Source organism: Syntrophales bacterium, from assembly GCA_026417625.1.
GTDB lineage: Bacteria > Desulfobacterota > Syntrophia > Syntrophales > UBA8958 > JAOACW01.
The window spans coordinates 19,259-39,236 of the sequence record JAOACW010000002.1 but is presented as its reverse complement, the minus strand read 5'-3'; the positions used below and the strand labels follow the sequence as shown (position 1 = coordinate 39,236).

Below are 19,978 nucleotides of genomic sequence, written 5' to 3'. Positions count from 1 at the left end.
ATCCCATTCAAAATGGGACATCATCATCTGGTAAAGACTCAGAACCGATGAAAGGAGGTGTCTCTTCCTCTGCGCTTGCCACCACCTTAGGCACCCCCTTTGAATCGAGCATCTGCATATTTGTAGCAACAATCTCCGTCACCGAACGGCGTATCCCATCTCGATCTTCCCATGACCGAGTTTGAATACGGCCTTCAATATATACCAGTTTCCCCTTGGTAAGGTAAGAACCACAAATCTCAGCTAGTTTTCCGAAAGTAACGATTCTATGCCACTCCGTTTTCTGAATCCGCTCACCGTTCTTGTCCCTTCTTACCTCATCCGTAGCTATGTTAAAATTCGTTACCATCAAACCATCGGGTGTATAACGCACCTCCGGATCAGCACCCAATCTACCAATGAGGATTGCCTTGTTGACCATAAGACCTCCTCTCTTTTGTTTTTTTCTTCCATACTACACTTGGGTTTACCCGGCAATTTCAATTTGGAACGCGTAAATATCCTTGACTAACCTTTATAAAATGTATAGCAGATTTTGTTCAATTTCTTTTTGTGCGGTGACAAGAAATGACGGAAAGTGAACTTATAAGAGCGAGAAAAGATAAAATAAGACTCCTAAGGGAGATGGGGGTCGAACTTTATCCCAACGACGTAAGGGTAAAAGACACAACAGGAACTATAAGACAGCGGTTCGGAGATTGGGACGAAAAGGCACTTGCGAATCTCGATGAAAAATTCTCTATCGCCGGTCGGATGATGGCCGTCAGGGACTTCGGCAAAGGGGCCTTCATCACTGTTCAGGATCGTCATGGAAAGTTGCAGGCATTTCTACGCAAAAACAACCTCGAAGAATCCACATTTTCTCTATTTAAAAAACTTGACGTGGGGGATATAGTTTTTGTCGCCGGTAAATTGTTCAGAACGAAAACAAAAGAACTCACCATCGATGTTGAGGAATTCCGTCTTCTTGCCAAAGCCGTTCGACCTTTGCCCGAAAAATGGCACGGTCTTACCGATGTCGAGCTTAGATACAGACTAAGACATCTCGACCTTATAACCCACCCCCACGTGGTGGAAATATTCAAGACGCGGAGTCGTATCATATCACTGATCAGAAAATTCATGGAGGAGAGAGATTTTTTAGAGGTGGAAACACCAATGATGCAACCTAAACCCGGAGGCGCAGCCGCAAAACCATTTAAAACCTACCACAACGCTCTCGGGATGGAATTGTACCTCCGCATCGCCCCCGAACTTTACCTTAAACGTCTAGTGACGGGTGGACTGGAGAGGGTTTTTGAAATAAACCGAAGTTTCAGAAATGAAGGCGTATCCTCATATCACAATCCTGAATTCACAATGATGGAGTTCTACCAAGCCTACGCCAACTATGAAGATTTAATGACAATAACGGAAGAACTCTTTGTTTACCTTGCCAAGGAGATAAAAGGTACTTTACAGCTCACATACCAGGGCAAAACCATTGATTTGACCCCTCCCTGGCGCCGCATAACGGTGTGGGAAGCGGTAAAGGAGCACTACAAATTGTCCGAAAAAGTCCTATCTGACAGAAGAAGTATTGCAGACTTCGCCCGAAGTGTTGGACTCAAGGTCTCCGAAAACGACTCATTCGGTAAAATTCTCATGAACCTTTTCGAAGCTCAGGAAGAAAACCTAATCCAACCAACTTTTGTCACACAGTACCCTGTAGAGGTTTCCCCCCTAGCGAGGAGAAATCCCGCCAATCCGGCCTTTACGGACCGCTTCGAACTATATATTTGCGGAAAGGAAATCGCCAATGCCTTTTCAGAGTTGAACGATCCCGAAGACCAGAGGGAGAGATTCATCATACAGGCAAGAGAAAGGGAAGAGGGTAACGAAGAGGCACATGTAATGGATGAAGATTTTATAGAGGTTTTAGAGTATGCCATGCCTCCCACTGCTGGCGAGGGAATAGGGATTGATCGCCTGGTGATGCTCTTCACGGACTCCCCATCCATCAGGGAAGTTATACTATTCCCCCACATGAGAATCAAAAACGGGTGAGCTCAAACCATGTCCTATGAGTGGTTCGTGGCTTTACGTTACTTGAAAGCCAAAAGAAAACAGATATTCGTTTCAGTTATTACCCTTATATCCATCGCAGGGATATTTCTGGGCGTGGCAGCGCTCATTGTAGTTCTCGCAGTGATGAATGGCTTTGAAAAGGATCTGAGAGACAAGATCCTTGGGTTGAACGCCCACGTAATCCTCCTGGAATATGGAAGACCAATAAAAAATTACAGAGAAATAAAAGCAGATATTGATAAAATGTCTGGCATAGTTGCCTCCACTCCCTTCATTCACACCCAAGTGCTGATCCGTCATAGACGCAGTGTAACCGGCGCCATCTTGCGAGGCATAGACCCAGAAAACGCCTTCAAAGTGATCTCTCTGGGTAAGTTTCGTGAAGGAAGTCCAGTCTTTCTACAACGGGATTACAGACCATCATTCATGAAGCAAAGCAAAAAGAACGACCTTCCAGGTATATTAATTGGCAAAGAACTAGCCAAACACCTGGGAGTTTCTCTTTTCGACACCCTTACTGTAATATCCCCATTCGGTGAAACTACCCCAATGGGCATTATACCCAGGATGAAGGATTTCACCATTGTGGGTATCTTTGAAACTGGTTTTTACGAATACGATTCCTCCCTAGCATGTCTATCACTGAAGGATGCCCAGACATTTCTCAATCTTGGCGACGCAGTAACGGGGATTGAGATAAAAATCGAAGATATTTACAAAGCGGATAGCGTGGCGCGAGAAATCGAGAAAAAAATGGGCTTTCCCTACTGGACGAGACACTGGATGGAAATGAACAAGAACCTCTTTGCCGCCCTCAGGATGGAGAAAAAGGTTATGTTCATTATCCTTAGTCTCATCGTCCTCGTTGCGGCATTCAATATAGTAACCACCCTTATCATGATCGTAATGGAAAAAAATCGGGATATCGCCATACTCAAATCTATGGGCTCCACTTCCAAAAGCATAATGAAGATATTCGTTTTCCAGGGATTGATCATCGGGTTAATCGGAACATCACTGGGCTGCATCACCGGTCTTGCAGTAGCCTACAACATAAGTTCCATCTCGCGCTATCTGGAACATCTACTGGGAATAAAATTCTTACCGGGCGATGTCTACTATCTAACAGAACTACCATCACGGGTTAATCCCTCAGATGTGATTATAGTGGCATCAATCTCTCTCCTCATATCCCTCGTATCGACCATCTATCCAGCTCTGAAGGCGGCAAAACTTGACCCTGTGGAGGCCCTCCGTAATGAGTAACAATAGGGAAATATCTCTCATTAGCATCCGCAACTTAACAAAGACGTTCTGGAAAAACAGCGTGAGAGTCGATGCCCTCCGGGGTATCAACTTGGATATCGCAAAAGGAGAATCCCTTGCTATACACGGCGTTTCCGGTGCAGGGAAGAGCACATTATTGCACATCATGGGAACCCTTGAACGCCCCACAACGGGCCTGATGCTGTACAACGGTGAGGACATCTTTAAGTGGGACGATTTCAAACTCGCGAACTTCAGAAACCACCGAATAGGCTTTGTCTTCCAGTTCCACAATTTACTACCTGAATTCACCGCCCTGGAAAACGCAATAATGCCCCTCCTAATTGCCGGTTACACAAAAAAAGAAGCCCTAATGAAAGGACATATGATACTTGAGGAACTAGGACTGAAAGATCGTCTCCATCATCGTCCAGGAGAACTCTCAGGAGGAGAACAGCAAAGAGTAGCCGTTGCAAGGGCGATTGTAATGGAACCTGACGTAATACTTGCTGACGAACCGACGGGAAACCTTGACACAGAAACGGGAAAAAAGATAGAAGAGGTTCTCATGAATCTCAACAAAACAAAAAACATAACCCTCGTTGTGGTTACCCATAATAGAAGCCTCGCCGAACTCATGGATAAGCAGATAGGATTGCGGGATGGAAAAATCCTCACGTCAGAACAGATCCTTGATTAGAATCAATATTTTCCTCCTATTTTCTCTTTTACCTTTGATTTGGTTAGCTATTTCCTCCAGCGCATATGCGATGGACAAGGTAAAAGTAGCCCTTTTCCCCTTCAATGTGTACAGCAAACAGAACATCCCTTTTCTCCAAGAAGTACTGTACGATGCTCTCAATCGAGAACTTCTAAAATCGAGAAAGGTGGAGCTGGTGGACAAAAAAACTATATTCGGATTAACAGCAGGGAAAACTTCACATGAAAGTTTCCTTCTCTCCAAGGGCAGAGAACTGGGGGCAAGTCACATCGTAACAGGAAGTATGGTTGAAATAGGCAATCAAATAAACATAGATGCAAGGGTCACGGATACTGCTACGGGTAAAAAGATGTCTCTGCGAACCACACAGGGAAAAGGAGTAGAAAATATTCCCGTGCTCGCCACTAAACTTGCCGAACAAATTCTTGGAGACATTCTGTACAAACTGAAAATCTCCAGCATTGAGATTAAAGGTAATAAAACCATAGAAAACGCCGCAATCGTCTCTGTAATAAAAAGCTCGCCGGGCAAGATTTTCTCCGAATCCCTTATTGCCGAGGACATAAAATCCATATATCGTTTGGGTTACTTTGAAGATGTGGTTGTCGACGTTACAGACACACCTGAGGGAAAAGTCGTCGCATTCCTTTTAAAAGAAAAGGGACTGGTAACCGACGTGGTCTTTAAAGGAAACAAAGTTTTAGACTCAAAGAGTCTGGAGGATGCCCTGACATTCAAGAAAAGCCAGCCCCTCAATGAGGAAAAGATCGTATCTTCTATAGAAAAGATGAAAATCCTCTACGACAACAAAGGATACTACAATGCAGAAATAACGTATACAACAGAAAAGGTAAAGGACAAAAACGTTCGCGTAGTTTTCCAGATCAAGGAAAACGAGAAACTGTACATCAGAAAGATCACCTTTATAGGTAATCAATCCTTCACAGACAAGGAACTTAAAAAGATAATGACCACCTCTGAAAAAGGGTTTTTCTACTTTCTCACCGATTCGGGAACCCTGAAGAAAGACCAGCTCAATCAAGACATCCACAAACTGAGGGCTTTCTACATGAATCACGGTTTCATCCAAGCCCAGGTTGGCGAACCAGAGATCACATTTGACAAAAAAGGCATTTATGTGAAGATACACATAAATGAGGGAGTGAAATTTAAAGTTGGCAAGGTAGTGATACAGGGTGATGAGATTTCAACACCCCGGGACAAACTCATAGAAAATCTGAAATTGCCAAAAAAAATCTTCTTCGACAGAGAATCAGTTATAAAAGACATAGAGTACCTCACACAGGTATGCAACGATGAAGGATTTGCATATGCAGAAGTAACACCAAAAACATATGTTAACGAGAAGGAACAATCTGTGGACATTACGTACGAAATCTCCAAAGGGCATCTCGTTTATTTCAACCGCATAAACATCACGGGGAACACAAAAACGAGAGATAAAGTTATAAGGAGGATGCTTTCAGTTGTGGAGGGAGACCTTTACAACAGTACAAAACTCAAGGAAAGTTACAGAAACCTAGAAAGACTCCACTACTTCGAAGAAATCGATTTTCAAACAGCCCGGGGTCTTGAACCAATGCAAACTGATCTAAACATCCGCGTCAAGGAAAAGCCAACCGGTATATTAAGCATAGGTGCTGGTTACAGTGCCCAGCAGCGCGCCATGTTTATGGCCCAGATTGCCCAGCAAAATCTATTCGGGAGAGGACAGACACTATCTCTTAAGGCCACCTTGGGTTCTGTCTCCAAATATTATGAATTGAGTTTTATAGAACCATGGCTGTTCGATATCCCTCTCTGGAGCAAGTTTGATCTGTGGAACTCTTACTACTACTATGACACTTATGACGTGTACCCCCGTGGATTCAGCGTAACACTGAGTTATCCACTGTGGGAGAGAATTTATGGTTCCATCAGTTACAGCTTCTACAGTGCCACTGTCAAAAATATCCAGCAGAATGCATCCAAATATATAAAAGAACAGGAAGGTACAAGTACCACAAGCAGTGCTGAATTGGGTCTAACCAGAAACACCACTGACGATGTGTTCTTTCCCTCAAAAGGCAGCATAAACAGTATATCTTGGTTGCACGCGGGCGGCGTACTAGGTGGCACAAATGAATTCGATAAATACATAGTAAAATCCTCGTGGTACTTTTCTCTCCCCCTTGACTGTGTATTCAACATAAGGGGTAAAATAGGTTATCTTCAGGGGCATGAAGGTAAACGTATTCCGGTGTATGAGAAATTTTACGTTGGGGGTATAACAAGCATACGGGGGCTAAGATACGTAGGTCCCAAGGATCCCGAAACTGGAGATGTCATTGGTGGAGAAACTATGATGGTATACAACGCGGAACTAATATTTCCTCTCGTGAAGAATGCCGGCTTGAAAGGTGTAGTATTTTTCGATACGGGAAACGCCTGGGAAAAAGGATATCATTTTGACGATATGAGAAAAACAGCAGGAATTGGAGTACGTTGGTATTCGCCCATTGGTCCTCTCCGTCTCGAATGGGGATATGTACTAGATCGAAAAGAAGGAGAGGAACCGTACAGATGGGAATTCACAATTGGTATGTTTATGTAAAGGAAAGTAAAATTTCAATCACATGAAGGAGGCAATCATGAAAAAATATCTAAGGGTAGTGGGATTAACAGTAGTTATATTCATCATTTTGTCACTTCCCGCATTCGCCGTTCCCGAAAAAATAGGGATAGTCAACGTAGAAGAAGTGCTGGTTGCATCGGAGGCGGGCAAAGCGGCAAACGAAGATCTGAAAAAAATATATGAAAAGAACAAAGCAGCCATTGAGCAAAAGGAAAAAGAGTTACAAAAGATGAAGGATGAGCTGGAGAAACAGCGCCCCATACTCAAGGAAAAAGTGCTGAGAGAGAAGGAACAAGCATACCAGAAAGAGTTTCGTGCTTATCAAGATATGGTGAAGGACGCAAACGATGAGATGCAGTCTCGCCGGCAGGAGCTTTTCAATAAATACTACCCCGAAATCATAAAGATCATCCAAAGCCTGGGTGAAAAGGAACAGTTCACGCTAATAATGGACATAAGTACCATTCCTATAGTTTATTTTGACAAAGAGAGAAATATAACTCGTAAAGTACTCGAAGAGTTCAACAAAACTTATAAAGAGAAGAAGTAGCCGAAATGGAATTTACTCTGAGAGAAATAGCCACTTACCTGATGGGTGACCTCGTTGGCGAGGAAGAGGCGATTATACGTGCGGTCCGGGGTATCGATGAGGCGGGCGAGGGGGATATTACTTTTGTGGCCAACCCGCGGTACAGAAAAAAAGCCCTCACAACAAAAGCGACGGCAATTGTTGTTTCTCGGGATACCTTGATCCCAAATAGGAATCTTGTCGTTGTAGACGACCCATACACTGCCTTCGGATTACTTCTCAGGTTATTTCATCCGCAAGAAAAACTATCTCCTTACACTAGCGAAAAGGCATGGATAGCAAAGAACGCCTGCGTTTCACCGGAGGCTACAGTTTTCCCCTTCTGCTTTATCGGCGAAAGAACCAGGGTGGAAAAAGGTGTAGTCCTGTACCCCGGTGTCTTTCTCGACCATGATGTGGTGGTGGGAGAAAATACGATCATTTACCCAAACGTTACCATTTACAGAAATTCCATTATAGGAAAAAGGGTTATCATACATGCGGGTGCTGTAATAGGCAGCGATGGTTTTGGTTTTGCCAAACCCGGTCAGGAAAACATCAAGATACCCCAGACAGGTATCGTTCAAATCGACGATGATGTGGAGATAGGGGCTAATACCACTATAGATAGAGGTACCATAGGTAAAACTTGGATCAAGAGGGGGGTCAAGATTGACAATCTCGTCCAGGTCGCCCACAACGTGGTAATTGGCGAAAATAGTGTTATCGCAGGTCAGGTAGGCATTTCTGGTAGCACTAAGATAGGACGGGGAGTGGTAATCGGGGGACAGGCCGGTATTGTCGGCCATATCTCTATCGGGGATGGTACAATGATTGCGGCGAGGTGTGGTGTCCATAAAGATGTTAAACCGAGAAACATCATTGCGGGTGCCCCACATCAACCGTACCGTGAATGGCTGCGTACAGCCTCATCCTTACCAAAATTGCCAGGGCTTTTAAAAACAGTGAACACACTCTCCCAGAAAATAGAAGAGCTGGAAAAAAAACTTGAGGAAAAGGGAAAATGAAGATCCACCCAACTGCAATCGTCTCACCGAAAGCAAACATCGATGGAGATGTAGAAATAGGACCTTATGCCGTTATAGGCCCAGATGTAAACATCGGCAAAAATACAGTAATTGGACCTCATGTGGTTATCCAAGCCCACACAGATATAGGAGAAGGCTGCCGTATTTATCAGTTCGCCTCCATTGGGGCAGAACCACAGGACCTCAAGTTCAGGGGTGAAAAGACAAGAGTAATTATAGGCAACTACAACACCATTCGTGAATTTGTCACTATTCATCGGGCAACAGCTCAGGATATCGGGGTAACAATGATGGGAGATCACAATCTTATAATGGCCTACTGTCACATAGCACACAACTGCAAGCTAGGAAATCATGTGATTATGGCCAACGCTGCAAATTTGGCAGGTCACATCCATGTAGAAGATTATGCGATCATAGGTGGATTAACTGGTGTTCATCAGTTCACGAGAATAGGGGCGCATGCCTTTGTGGGGGGGTGTTCAGCCGTCTCAAGGGATATACCCCCTTACGTAATGGCTGCAGGAAATATGGCCAGACTTTATGGACTAAATATGGTGGGACTCAAACGGCGGGGTTTCAAAGAAGACACAATAGCAGCGCTAAAAAAAGCCTACAGGATAATATTTCGCTCAAAATTGCTTCTCAAGACAGCCCTGGAAAAGGTAAAAAATGAGGTAGAAGATATACCAGAGGTACGCCATCTGCTTTCATTTATCGAAAACTCCCAGAGGGGTATCACACGTTAATGGACAGGGTTAGAATCGGCGTTGTAGGTGTAGGACACCTCGGCACGTATCATCTACAGAAATACGAGAAACTCTCCGATTGTCACATTGTAGGGGTGGTGGACATAATACCTGAGCGAGCTGAAACTGCAGCACAGAGGTTCAAATGCAAACCCTACATTGACTACCGAGAGCTGTTGGGGCAGGTTGATGCTGTAAGTATAGCTGTGCCTACCGTCTCTCACTATTTCATTGCGAGAGATTTTCTTTGCGCAGGTGTAGACGTGCTTGTGGAAAAACCCATAACCACAACTCTAGAAGAGGCAGATGAGCTTATCGATATAGCAGAGAAAAGTGGAAAGGTCCTTCAAGTAGGCTTTGTGGAAAGATTCAATCCAGCAGTTGTTGCCCTAAGAAGCGTAATAGAAAAACCATTGTTCATTGAAGCCCACCGACTTCATCCCTTCTTCGAAAGAGGAACAGATGTGGATGTTATCCTAGATCTCATGATTCACGATCTGGACATCATACTCCACTTCAGTAAATCCCCTGTAACTAAAGTGGAAGCTGTGGGTATTCCCGTGCTTTCCGACAAAGTGGACATAGCTAACGTGCGCCTAACCTTCGAGGATGGTTGTGTAGCTAACATCACTGCCAGTCGTGTAACGGGAAAAACTCTGCAGAAAATCCGCTTTTTCGGACCTGAGGGATACCACTCCGTTGATTATGCAAAAAGAGAGCTCGTATCCTTAGGGCGCATAAAGGATAAGGATGGAAAATGGCTCATAAAGAATTTAACACCTGATATCCCTAAACACGATCCCCTCGAGGAGGAAATAAAAAGCTTCGTAAGCTGTGTCAAAAACAGGAGACCCCCACAAGTTTCAGGCTATGACGGTCGGCGATCCTTGGCACTCGCCCTGGAAATCATATCCCAAATGAAAACGGTACCTCCACAACCGGAGTAGTGATGAAAAGGGAAAAACATGTCTTAATCGTTGCGGGAGAAGCCTCCGGCGATCTCCATGGCTCGCTACTCGTGAAAGCATTGAAGAAATACGGTGACCTGAAATTTTCAGGGATAGGTGGGGATTATATGCAGGGTGAGGGGGTAGACCTCATTGCCCATGTATCCCATCTCGCTGTGGTAGGATTTACTGAAGTATTTTCAAGTCTCTCATATATACTTAAAGTGAGACGAAAAATAATCAAATTCCTGAAGGAAAAAAAACCATCCCTTGTAATTCTAATTGACTACCCAGAGTTTAACATTCACCTTGCCAAAGTGGCCAAGTCACTTAACACAAAGGTGTTCTACTACATAAGTCCCCAGGTATGGGCATGGAGAACGTACCGCATCAAAAAGATAAAGAAATACGTGGATAAAATAGCCGTCATCTTTCCCTTTGAGGAAGAATTCTACGCGAGATACGGGGTAACGGCCACATTTGTTGGCCATCCCTTACTGGACATTGTGAGAACCCAATCCGACCCGAAGGAAATAATAAAACGGCTAGGGTTAGAGGAAAGCCGAAAAACAGTAGCTTTGCTCCCGGGTAGCAGAGAAAGCGAGATCAAAAGAATCCTTCCGGTAATGATGGAAGCGGCGCGGATAATGGAATCAAAAACAAATTCGCTCCAGTTCCTTCTTCCCCCTGCAAGCACATTGTCTTTAAATATTTTCGAAGAAATGCTAAAAAACCCGGGTGTAAAAATTGAAGTTATAAAAAATACCTATGATGTGCTTGGAGTTTCCGATGTGGCCATCGTGGCCTCGGGGACAGCTACCCTAGAAACAGCCCTTATGGAAAAACCCATGGTTATCGTGTATAAAGTTTCCCCCCTTACCTACCTGGTTGGTAGAATGTTGGTACGTGTGGATCACATAGGTATCGTGAACATAATAGCAGGTAGAACTGTGGTACCTGAGTTAGTTCAAAAAAGGGCAACAGCAGAAAACATAGCGAAGGAAACCATGAAAATCCTGATGGATGAAGGATACAGAGAATCGATGATAAAGGAACTATCAAAGATAAAAGAAAAACTGGGAAAACCGGGTGCTTCCGAGCGTGCGGCAGCTCTCGTCCGTGAAATTCTATAGCCATGGAAACATTTAAAAGACTACTAAAACTCGCCAGACCTCATCTTCCAAAATTCCTCCTGGCGCTCCTATGTATGCTCGTTGTAGGTGTGTCTACGTCATCACTTGCATTTCTCGTAAAACCAGCACTGGACGACATTTTTTTTAAAAAGGATCTTAAGGCTCTAGTTTGGATTCCTATTATTGTTGTGGGTATCTACCTCATAAAGGGACTCTGCAGTTATGGTCAGGTGGTTATCATGAACTACATCGGCCTGAGGATCGTTGCCGACCTCAGAAGAGAGCTTTACAGAAAAATCCAGAATCAATCCCTTTCCTTCTTCACCAGAAATCCAACTGGCGTTCTCATGTCTCGGATTACTAACGATGTCGGATACATCCAGAGCACCGTATCAGAAGCGATAACCAGCTTATTCAAAGACACCTTTACTCTGATTGGACTCATATTCGTCATTTTCTATAGGAATTGGAAACTAGCTATAATCGCTACGTTTGTGCTCCCGTTGGTCGTTTATCCCATCGCCCAGTTTGGGAGAAAGATGAGGAACGTAGCTCTTCGATCTCAGATGACGATGGGGAACCTAAACACCCTACTACATGAAACCTTCACGGGAACCAGAATAGTAAAGGCTTTCGGTATGGAGGAATACGAAAACAGACGTTTTGCTGAAGAGAACGAAAAACTGTTCAAACTGAACATAAAAACCACCTCCATACATGCGGCTTCCAGTCCTTTCATGGAATTTCTCGGTGGGATTGGTATTGCAGTTATTGTGGCATACGGTGGCTATGAAGTTATCAGAGGAGGAGCTACACCGGGAACATTCTTTTCATTCCTAACAGCATTAATTATGCTTTACGAACCTATAAAGAGGCTCACAAACGTGAACAACACAATACAGCAGGGAATAGCTGGTGCCCAGAGGGTCTTTGACATACTAGACACCGAAGAAGAAACTAAGGACAAACCAGATGCAGTGGAAATGAAAGATCTCAAAGAAGGTATAGAATTCCGCAATGTAACCTTTGCCTATGATTCTCAACCAGTGTTGAAAAACATAAACCTCTTTATAAAAGCGAGCGAAATTGTAGCTTTTGTGGGTATGAGTGGCGGCGGGAAAACAACCCTAGTCAACCTCATACCCCGCTTCTACGACGTAACGGAAGGGCAAATACTCATCGACGGTCGAGATATTCGAGATTACAACCTAGCATCACTGAGGCAAAAAATAGGAATCGTTACCCAGGAAACGATCCTTTTCAACGATACAGTAAAAAATAACATCGCTTATGGGGACATGAGCAGAACAGATGAAGAGATAATCGAAGCTGCAAAAGCAGCCTACGCCCATGATTTCATAATGGAACTTCCCGAAGGTTACAATACCATTATCGGTGAAAAAGGGGCGAGACTCTCCGGTGGAGAAAGACAGAGAATAGCCATTGCCAGAGCCCTTCTAAAAAATCCACCCATACTGATACTCGATGAAGCCACTTCTTCCCTAGATACAGAAGCAGAAATAGAGGTGCAAAAAGCTTTAGATAATCTGATGAAGGGGAAAACCACCTTACTCGTGGCCCACCGACTATCCACGATAAGGAATGCGGATCGCATAGTTGTTATGACGGATGGTGAAATTGTGGAAGTGGGAACCCACGAAGAGCTCCTTGCGAAGAGAGGAGAATACTACAAACTTTACAACCTACAGTTTGCAGAAGAAGAACGCTCAACAAAGGTACATGAGAAAACATGAAAATACTCACATATCGAAACCATATGCGCTACAGGTCCTGCTTGAGCGGATTTGGTACAGAAGGGGAAAATCACCAATGTTACTTTTTCTTGCCCCTCTGTCCATCGCTTATCGCGCCACTGTGGAAATAAGAAATATACTCTACAATACAATATTATCCCCAAAACGCCTGCCCTGCCCCGTGATAAGCATAGGAAACCTCACTGTAGGTGGTACGGGCAAAACCCCTCTTGCGATCACCCTAGCTCAAACCTACAGGGGAAAAAACAAACGCCCGGTAATACTCACTAGGGGTTACGGTAGAAAAAGGGAAAGCGGGTTGAATGTGATCTATGGTGGGGCAGACAAAAATCTAAATCCAGAAATCTTGGGTGATGAACCTGCACTCATGGCGAGGAGATTGAGAGATATCCCTATTATCGTCTGTCTCAACCGCCATTTAGCCGGTCAGAGGGCAATCGAACTATTCCAAGTAGATTACATAATCCTTGACGATGCCTTTCAACACCGGAAATTGCATCGGAATGTAAATATACTACTCATTGACAAACGCCGAGGTTTTGGGAACGGCTGGATCCTCCCTGCAGGGCCATTAAGAGAACCCCTTAAAGCCATTAAAAGGGCTGACATTCTTATACTTACAGGTGAAGAAGACGCTTCGGAGGGATCCATCCCACCATGTATCCAAGAAGTACTAGAGAGATTCGCCCTTCAGGAAATACCTATCTTCCATGGCTCTCGCTATCCCATTGACCTCGTATCATACTCCACAGGAAACACATATCCACTTGATATTCTGAAGGGGAAAAAAGTTTCGGCGTTTACGGGAATAGCTGTTCCCCAATCTTTCAGAAAAACCCTTGAAACTCTCGGTTGTGAATTGGTATCATTCTTGGTGTTTCCAGATCACCATCGATATGAACCAAATGACATTACCTTTATCCAAAACACCCTCAAAGAAAAGCCCCCAGACTACGTTATAACCACGGAGAAAGACGAGGTGAAGCTGCATGGCTTTCCGGAGTTTTGTGAACGTGTTCTCACCCTTAGAATAGGAATGAAAGTGTTACCCTCCATAGGAGAACTTATCTCTGAAATCGATAGATTAAAGGGAAGATGATCAAACACTGGACCACAAAATTAACACTGAAAGTGATGGGGATGGTTCCTCTTAGATTACGGAGGTTCATCTTTACTATTCTCCTCCGGAGTTTCTATCATCTTTCACCAAAACACCGCCTTATAACAATACACAACCTTCGCCGAGCCTTTCCCGAAAAACCTACAAAGGAGATTATCCGCATAGCCAAGGGAACTTACCGTCACTTAGGCATTGTTATGGCGGATTTTTTCTCCATCCCTGCAATTACAAAAGAAAACCTCCACAATTGGGTGGATTTTGAAGGTCTCGAACATGTGGACAAAGCACTCGAACAGGGGCACGGAGTGCTCTCCCTGGTAGCCCATTTCGGCAACTGGGAGCTTATGACGGCAGCATTCCCTCTCACAAAAGTCCCACTAGAAATTGTGTACCGCCCCCTCGATAATAGTTTCCTGGAAGATCTCTTTCGCACAGTGCGTACCCTCCACGGCAACAACCTGATAGTAAATAGAGGTTCAGGTAAAATCATAACTCGCCTTCTAATGAAAAATCGAGTAATAGGGATTCTCAGCGATCAGAACGTATCTGTCCAGGAAGGGGTCTTTGTAGACTTCTTTGGGAGACCTGCCTGTACATCCGTCGGCCTTGCGGTTCTGGCGATGAGAACCGGTTCCCCTGTGCTTCCCGCTTTCATGCCCCGCATGAGTGATGGCCGCTACCGCTTCATCCTTCTGGAACCGGTCGAGATCGACAATACTGGCGACTACGAGAGGGACATCTTTACCAACACACAGAGATTCGCGAAAATAATTGAAAACATGATAAGGAAATACCCGGAACAGTGGTTCTGGCTCCACCAACGGTGGAAGACGAGACCATGTCAGAAGTGAGCTAAAATGGAATTGACAGGTGTAACTCCCGAAGTGAGGGGGAATAGAAAACTACCCAGAGAAGGTGTGAAACGAATACTTATAAGGGGGACAAATTGGATAGGCGATGCCGTTATGACAATCCCCGCCATCCGAGCCATAAGAAAGGCCTATCCAGAAGCCTATATTGGTGTACTGGCAAAACCTTGGGTAGCAGATGTATACCAACTTTTACCTGAAGTGGACGAGACCGTTTACTTTTACGATCCAGGGATTCATCAAGGCGCTATAGGTAAAATCCGCCTAGCAAGGGAACTTAGAAAAAAAGAGTTTGATATAGCCATACTGCTCCAGAATGCTATGGAGGCAGCCATCATTACCTCACTTGCGGGGATCAAAATAAGGGCAGGTTACAACACAGACCTGCGGGGTTTTTTACTCACCCATTCTGTACTCCTCAGGAAAGAACTAAAACACGTCCACCAGACCCTCTACTATCTTGAGATGGTAAAAGCTCTAGGCTGCCAGAATAACGAAACGGAAGTAAAGCTGGAACCCGATGAGGATGTTAAACGACGGATAGTCGAACTAATCGACCGTTATGATCTGAAGAATAAAAAAATAGTGGGCATAGCTCCAGGGGCTACATACGGTCCTGCAAAAATATGGCCTCTTGAAAGATTTGCAAAAGTAGCTGACCTCATTAAGGAGAGAGGAAACACCACCGTGTTGCTCTTCGGAAGCAAAAATGACAGAAGGATTACATCCATGGTAAAATCAATCTGCCGCCACGAGACTATAGACCTTGGCGGAAGGACAAGCCTCCGCGAAGCATTCGCACTCATTTCCTGCTGCAATCTATTCATTTCAAACGACTCTGGACTTATGCACCTTGCTGCTGCATTCGGAGTTCCCACGGTAGCCATTTTTGGTTCCACAAATCCTAAAACCACATCCCCTTTAGGCCCAAAAACAAAGGTGATATACAAAAACGTACCATGTAGTCCCTGTCTGCGGAAAAAGTGCCCCACAGATTTCCGATGTATGCTTCTCATTACACCAGAGGAGGTGTTTGAATCAGCAAAAGAACTGGGGGAGATATGAAAAAACGTGCAGTCTTCCTTGACAGAGATGGAACGTTGAACGAAGAAGTGGGATACCTCGACAGTATGGAGAAACTAAGGATATTGCCCGGTGCAATTGAGGCAGTCCGCCTTTTGAACCGCCACGACCTGCTGACTATAGTCGTAACTAATCAATCGGGTATTGCTCGGGGATACTTCGATGAAACCTTTGTGAATGCACTTCACGAAAAGATTCGCCAAATGTTCCTCGCAGAAGGGGCAATTCTAAATGCTTTTTACTACTGCCCCCATCACCCTGAGGGTTCAGGCAAATACCAGATGAGATGTTCATGCCGCAAACCTGAACCAGGCCTACTGGAAACAGCGGCTAAGGAGTGGGAAATAGATCTCTCTCGTTCGTGGATGATTGGTGATATGCTCAAAGACATCCTCGCAGGTAAACGGGCGGGGTGCAAAGGAATCCTCGTGAAAACGGGAAATCCAGAGGTTAAAGAGACCCTTGAGGTTCAACCGGACTACATTGCAGCGAATATTCTGGATGCAGCCAACTGGATCGTGGGATATCTGGAGGAGGCATAAGGGAATTGAACATTCTTATAGTTAAGCTGAGCGCCATAGGAGATGTAGTACATACACTCCCCTCCCTTGCTGCGCTGAGAAAACTTTACCCCGAAGCCTACATCACCTGGGTCGTAGAAGAGAAAGCTGCAGATCTCATTTTAGATCATCCTTTGCTCAATAGGGTTGTCGTCTCCCGTCGCATTTCCTGGATCGAAAACCTCAAACGGGGAAAAGTAAGAGAAGTCTTCAGAGAGGTATCGACGTTCGTTAAGATATTAAGAGATCGCAGATACGATTTAATAATCGATTTCCATGGCCTTTTAAAAAGCTCACTCATTGTCATGTTGTCGAAGGGTATGAGAACCCTCGGGTACAAAAGCCTTCAGGAACTGAGTGGTTTATTTTACAGAGAAAAGATCCCAGAAGACCTCACAAAACATGCTGTTGACCGATACCTAGACTTCGTGGCCTACCTGGGTGGGGACGTCACAGAAAAGAAGTTTCTCATCCCCGAAAAGGAAGTGGATATCCAGCACGTAGAAGATCTACTAAGAAGTTCAGAAGCCCTCAAAAATTGTAATGGCTTTGTTGCTGTGAATCCCTTCGCCCTCTGGGAAACGAAGCTTTGGAGTGAAAAAAAGTTTGCAGAACTCTGTGATCGCATTTACCAAGAATTGAATAGGGGCATTGTACTTACAGGTGGTTACAACGACGGACCTTACCTCGCCAGTATTGAAAAAAACATGACCTCACCCGTTCTAAATTTGGGGGGGAAGACTACCCTGCGGCAATTGGCCTCTCTTTATCGTCGTGCCGATTTGGTTGTCAGTACCGACACAGGGCCGATGCATATTGCCGCCGCTGTGGGAACACCCGTCGTAGCCCTGTTCGGTCCCACAGATCCCCGACGAACAGGCCCATACGGAACCCATCATCGGGTTGTGCGTCTCAATATTCCTTGCAGCCCCTGCTTTTTGAAAAAATGTTACAATAAAGCATGTATGAGTAATTTGGACGTTGAACCCGTTTTTAATGCAGTAAGTGAAACTTTGGGAGGTAAACATGACGATAAGCAAAGAGCTACTTGAAGTTCTGGCATGCCCCCAGTGCAAAGGGGACATCTACCTCAACGAAAAGTTAAGTGGACTCATATGCAACAATTGCAAACTTCTCTACAAAATCAGAGATGGAATCCCCATCATGCTCATCGAAGAGGCAGAAAAAATCTCCGAATGACCTCCTTAACCTTGTCAACGGGCAACTCCTCCATACATAGACTTCTACCACGATCACCACATCCTTTCTTATAACACGGAGCACAGGACAAATCCGTAGAAACCACAAAGTGTTTTTCCCCAATAGGAGCCCACTCTCGCCAGTCCGTTGGTCCATAGAGAGTTACTGTAGGGGTCCCCACAGCAGCAGCGATATGGGGACCTGCTGTATCTACTCCAATATGTAAACTGCTCATACTTAAAAGAGCGGCAAGCGTAGAAAGGGTGGTTTTCCCCGCCAGATTTAACACAATCCCATCTGCTATAGGTTCAACTATATCTTCAACCCTTTTCCGCTCATTTTCTGAACCTACAACAACTACTGGTACTCCTATTTTATGGACCACCCACTTGAGGAGTTCCTGCCACTTTTCAATAGGCCATTCTTTGTAAAACCAGCGGGAAAAAGGGCTGACGCTAATAAAAGAGGGGATCCTTCCTTCTCTCATGTCCAGATACGATCCAAGAATAGCCTTTGCATTATGTAACCAATCTTCTCGCACGTATATTTTTGGTATCCTATGTTCAGTGTCAATCCCAAAACAACGAACAATCCTGAGTGACTGTTCCGCTGCCCTCCCCCTCCTTTCACCATCATCGGCTATCCTCACAAGGTGGGTAAACATCACGTTGCGGAGAAGGGAAACATTTTCGTAATACTGGGCCGCTCTAAGGGGTGCCCTGGTGAAAAAGGCAAGAAAAGCGCCTCGTTCATCCCCCCGCAGGTCGAATACTGCGTCAAAACGAGCCGATTTAAGTTCTTTGATCAAAGCAACATCCGCACAAAGGTCTTTGAAAAAGCTCTTGCTTCTACGGGCAACCTCCCGCACCTGGTCCACATGGGGATCAGCCCTCAGCAAATCTCCACCATGCCCCTCCCTGACACAAACGGAAAGAAAAGATTCGGGATACGCTTCTTTAATGGCCCTTATAGTAGGCAAGGACCAAACCACATCTCCAATATCACCGAGCTGTATCAGAAGTATCCGTTTAATGGCCGAGGTCAGTTTAAAAGATCTACCAACAATCATCTCTAGTAGACCGTACCGCTTAGAACATCCGCAATTTTTAATTGCTCCTCCAACGTTAGATAGGGATGCATGGGCAGGCTGAATATACGCTTTGCACAGTCCTCGCTAAATGGGAAATCTCCATCGTTGTACCCCAACTCTGAAAAGACACATTGCAAATGAAGAGGTTTGGGGTAGTAAATGACAGTAGGTACTCCAGCTCTGGAAAGATTTTCCATTTGTACCCTTCTTGTATTTTCATCAGTTGCCAGAACAGAAAACTGAGCCCATGCTGACTTTAATCCCTCCGGTACCTCTGGAAGAACCAAAGTCTTGTTACTTCCAAGGAGAGATCTGTAGCGCGCTGCAACCTCCTGGCGTAACTGGAACTCCTCAGGGAAAATCTCCCATTTAGCCAGGAGGATAGCGGCCTGAATTGTATCCAAACGGCCGTTAATTCCCAGACGAATGTACTCATACCTTCTACTCCCTTGGCCATGATCGCGGAGAGAACGCAACACACCTGCCAGTTCATCATCATCTGTAAAACACATACCTCCATCACCGTACCCACCTAGAGGTTTAGCAGGGTAAAAGGAGGTACATGCGATTTGCCCAAAGGAACAGGTTTTTCTCCCCTTGTACTCAGCACCAAAAGACTGGGCGGCATCCTCAATAACGTACAGACCGTATCTCTTTGCAACTTCTTCAATCGCTTCGTAATCTGCAGGTAAACCGAAGAGATCTACAGGTATGACCGCTCGTGGCTTTAGATACCTAGCATTCCGTGGCAAGGGGTAAAAAGATAAATCCTGCCTTGAAAGGGCAATGATAGCCCTTTCAAGTTTTTCCGCATCAATGTTATAAGTTCTCGGATCAATATCCACGAACACCGGGGTAGCGCCAACTAATTTAATCGCCTCCGCTGTCGCCACAAACGTAAATGGCGTAGTAAAGACAGCATCCCCCGGTCCAACACTCAGCGCCATCAAGGCCAAAAGGAGGGCATCCGTCCCAGAAGAACAACCTACGGCGTGTTCCACCTCCACAAAGGAGGCAAGTCTCTCCTCAAGCTCCACAACCTCAGGTCCCATGATGTAACGGCCGTGGGACATAACACGCTCAATGTTCTGAACTATGCGCGTCTTTATTCTTTCTCGTTGTTTCTTAAGATCGACAAACTCCATT

At 44.9% G+C, this 19,978-nt stretch carries 19 protein-coding genes; 16 read left to right on the top strand and 3 right to left on the bottom strand.

The genetic code is table 11. From position 1 onward, the window contains the following. Window positions 1–7: 7 nt before the first annotated feature. Complete coding sequence (locus N2317_01730; protein MCX7816217.1) at window positions 8–421, bottom strand: single-stranded DNA-binding protein; 414 nt, start codon at window positions 419–421, stop codon at window positions 8–10. Between the two features lie 146 nt (window positions 422–567). On the opposite strand from N2317_01730, the gene lysS reads away from it, so the two are divergent. The 16 genes from lysS to N2317_01650 all read left to right on the top strand — a co-directional run bounded on the left by lysS (window position 568) and on the right by N2317_01650 (window position 17,742). Further along, a complete protein-coding gene (lysS, locus tag N2317_01725; protein MCX7816216.1) occupies window positions 568–2,046 on the top strand; it encodes a lysine--tRNA ligase in 1,479 nt (492 codons plus the stop codon). 9 nt (window positions 2,047–2,055) lie between these two features. Beyond that, window positions 2,056–3,333, top strand: coding sequence for a lipoprotein-releasing ABC transporter permease subunit (locus tag N2317_01720; protein ID MCX7816215.1), 1,278 nt, complete (start codon window positions 2,056–2,058; stop codon window positions 3,331–3,333). Then, window positions 3,326–4,033 (top strand): ABC transporter ATP-binding protein, encoded by a 708-nt coding sequence (locus tag N2317_01715; protein ID MCX7816214.1) that lies wholly within the window; start codon window positions 3,326–3,328, stop codon window positions 4,031–4,033. The genes N2317_01720 and N2317_01715 overlap by 8 nt, the downstream gene beginning before the upstream one ends. 70 nt (window positions 4,034–4,103) lie before the next feature. Further along, window positions 4,104–6,668, top strand: a complete 2,565-nt coding sequence (gene bamA, locus N2317_01710; protein MCX7816213.1) for an outer membrane protein assembly factor BamA — start codon at window positions 4,104–4,106, stop codon at window positions 6,666–6,668. A 37-nt stretch (window positions 6,669–6,705) separates the two neighbouring features. Further along, the gene (locus N2317_01705) at window positions 6,706–7,239 is read left to right on the top strand and encodes an OmpH family outer membrane protein (protein ID MCX7816212.1); all 534 of its coding nucleotides are present in this window, start codon (window positions 6,706–6,708) and stop codon (window positions 7,237–7,239) included. 5 nt (window positions 7,240–7,244) lie between these two features. After that, the gene (gene lpxD, locus N2317_01700) at window positions 7,245–8,285 is read left to right on the top strand and encodes a UDP-3-O-(3-hydroxymyristoyl)glucosamine N-acyltransferase (GenBank protein ID MCX7816211.1); all 1,041 of its coding nucleotides are present in this window, start codon (window positions 7,245–7,247) and stop codon (window positions 8,283–8,285) included. After that, window positions 8,282–9,055 (top strand): acyl-ACP--UDP-N-acetylglucosamine O-acyltransferase, encoded by a 774-nt coding sequence (gene lpxA, locus N2317_01695; GenBank protein ID MCX7816210.1) that lies wholly within the window; start codon window positions 8,282–8,284, stop codon window positions 9,053–9,055. The genes lpxD and lpxA overlap by 4 nt, the downstream gene beginning before the upstream one ends. Further along, the gene (locus tag N2317_01690; protein MCX7816209.1) at window positions 9,055–10,002 is read left to right on the top strand and encodes a Gfo/Idh/MocA family oxidoreductase; all 948 of its coding nucleotides are present in this window, start codon (window positions 9,055–9,057) and stop codon (window positions 10,000–10,002) included. Before lpxA ends, N2317_01690 begins: the two co-directional genes overlap by 1 nt. A gap of 2 nt (window positions 10,003–10,004) precedes the next feature. Continuing rightward, window positions 10,005–11,135, top strand: a complete 1,131-nt coding sequence (lpxB, locus tag N2317_01685) for a lipid-A-disaccharide synthase (GenBank protein ID MCX7816208.1) — start codon at window positions 10,005–10,007, stop codon at window positions 11,133–11,135. 2 nt (window positions 11,136–11,137) lie between these two features. Further along, a complete protein-coding gene (gene msbA, locus N2317_01680; GenBank protein ID MCX7816207.1) occupies window positions 11,138–12,889 on the top strand; it encodes a lipid A export permease/ATP-binding protein MsbA in 1,752 nt (583 codons plus the stop codon). A gap of 76 nt (window positions 12,890–12,965) precedes the next feature. Continuing rightward, the gene (gene lpxK, locus N2317_01675; GenBank protein MCX7816206.1) at window positions 12,966–14,009 is read left to right on the top strand and encodes a tetraacyldisaccharide 4'-kinase; all 1,044 of its coding nucleotides are present in this window, start codon (window positions 12,966–12,968) and stop codon (window positions 14,007–14,009) included. Then, a complete protein-coding gene (locus tag N2317_01670) occupies window positions 14,006–14,881 on the top strand; it encodes a lysophospholipid acyltransferase family protein (protein MCX7816205.1) in 876 nt (291 codons plus the stop codon). The genes lpxK and N2317_01670 overlap by 4 nt, the downstream gene beginning before the upstream one ends. Before the next feature lie 6 nt (window positions 14,882–14,887). Further along, complete coding sequence (waaF, locus tag N2317_01665; protein MCX7816204.1) at window positions 14,888–15,964, top strand: lipopolysaccharide heptosyltransferase II; 1,077 nt, start codon at window positions 14,888–14,890, stop codon at window positions 15,962–15,964. Further along, window positions 15,961–16,524, top strand: a complete 564-nt coding sequence (gene gmhB / locus N2317_01660; GenBank protein ID MCX7816203.1) for a D-glycero-beta-D-manno-heptose 1,7-bisphosphate 7-phosphatase — start codon at window positions 15,961–15,963, stop codon at window positions 16,522–16,524. The genes waaF (N2317_01665) and gmhB overlap by 4 nt, the downstream gene beginning before the upstream one ends. A 5-nt stretch (window positions 16,525–16,529) precedes the next feature. Further along, window positions 16,530–17,594 (top strand): lipopolysaccharide heptosyltransferase II, encoded by a 1,065-nt coding sequence (waaF, locus tag N2317_01655; GenBank protein ID MCX7816202.1) that lies wholly within the window; start codon window positions 16,530–16,532, stop codon window positions 17,592–17,594. Next, a complete protein-coding gene (locus N2317_01650) occupies window positions 17,569–17,742 on the top strand; it encodes a Trm112 family protein (GenBank protein MCX7816201.1) in 174 nt (57 codons plus the stop codon). The genes waaF (N2317_01655) and N2317_01650 overlap by 26 nt, the downstream gene beginning before the upstream one ends. Here N2317_01650 and N2317_01645 read toward each other — a convergent pair. Continuing rightward, window positions 17,711–18,811: a glycosyltransferase family 9 protein gene (locus N2317_01645; GenBank protein MCX7816200.1), complete on the bottom strand. Its 1,101-nt coding sequence runs from the start codon at window positions 18,809–18,811 to the stop codon at window positions 17,711–17,713. The two genes, N2317_01650 and N2317_01645, sit on opposite strands and share 32 nt — an antisense overlap. A 2-nt stretch (window positions 18,812–18,813) precedes the next feature. Next, window positions 18,814–19,977 carry a DegT/DnrJ/EryC1/StrS aminotransferase family protein gene (locus N2317_01640; GenBank protein ID MCX7816199.1) on the bottom strand — a complete coding sequence of 388 codons (1,164 nt, stop codon included), beginning with the start codon at window positions 19,975–19,977 and terminating at the stop codon, window positions 18,814–18,816. Window position 19,978: the final 1 nt, after the last annotated feature.

Excerpts from the sequence above, each read along its gene's own strand:
- bamA (MCX7816213.1), top strand. The coding sequence starts at position 4,104 with ATGGACAAGGTAAAAGTAGCCCTTTTCCCCTTCAATGTGTACAGCAAA.
- lysS (MCX7816216.1), top strand. The coding sequence starts at position 568 with ATGACGGAAAGTGAACTTATAAGAGCGAGAAAAGATAAAATAAGACTC.
- N2317_01730 (MCX7816217.1), bottom strand. The coding sequence starts at position 421 with ATGGTCAACAAGGCAATCCTCATTGGTAGATTGGGTGCTGATCCGGAG.
- lpxD (MCX7816211.1), top strand. The coding sequence starts at position 7,245 with ATGGAATTTACTCTGAGAGAAATAGCCACTTACCTGATGGGTGACCTC.
- gmhB (MCX7816203.1), top strand. The coding sequence starts at position 15,961 with ATGAAAAAACGTGCAGTCTTCCTTGACAGAGATGGAACGTTGAACGAA.
- msbA (MCX7816207.1), top strand. The coding sequence starts at position 11,138 with ATGGAAACATTTAAAAGACTACTAAAACTCGCCAGACCTCATCTTCCA.
- waaF (MCX7816204.1), top strand. The coding sequence starts at position 14,888 with ATGGAATTGACAGGTGTAACTCCCGAAGTGAGGGGGAATAGAAAACTA.
- lpxB (MCX7816208.1), top strand. The coding sequence starts at position 10,005 with ATGAAAAGGGAAAAACATGTCTTAATCGTTGCGGGAGAAGCCTCCGGC.
- N2317_01640 (MCX7816199.1), bottom strand. The coding sequence starts at position 19,977 with ATGGAGTTTGTCGATCTTAAGAAACAACGAGAAAGAATAAAGACGCGC.
- N2317_01670 (MCX7816205.1), top strand. The coding sequence starts at position 14,006 with ATGATCAAACACTGGACCACAAAATTAACACTGAAAGTGATGGGGATG.
- N2317_01705 (MCX7816212.1), top strand. The coding sequence starts at position 6,706 with ATGAAAAAATATCTAAGGGTAGTGGGATTAACAGTAGTTATATTCATC.
- N2317_01645 (MCX7816200.1), bottom strand. The coding sequence starts at position 18,811 with ATGATTGTTGGTAGATCTTTTAAACTGACCTCGGCCATTAAACGGATA.
- lpxA (MCX7816210.1), top strand. The coding sequence starts at position 8,282 with ATGAAGATCCACCCAACTGCAATCGTCTCACCGAAAGCAAACATCGAT.
- N2317_01690 (MCX7816209.1), top strand. The coding sequence starts at position 9,055 with ATGGACAGGGTTAGAATCGGCGTTGTAGGTGTAGGACACCTCGGCACG.
- N2317_01720 (MCX7816215.1), top strand. The coding sequence starts at position 2,056 with ATGTCCTATGAGTGGTTCGTGGCTTTACGTTACTTGAAAGCCAAAAGA.
- lpxK (MCX7816206.1), top strand. The coding sequence starts at position 12,966 with ATGTTACTTTTTCTTGCCCCTCTGTCCATCGCTTATCGCGCCACTGTG.
- N2317_01715 (MCX7816214.1), top strand. The coding sequence starts at position 3,326 with ATGAGTAACAATAGGGAAATATCTCTCATTAGCATCCGCAACTTAACA.
- N2317_01650 (MCX7816201.1), top strand. The coding sequence starts at position 17,569 with ATGACGATAAGCAAAGAGCTACTTGAAGTTCTGGCATGCCCCCAGTGC.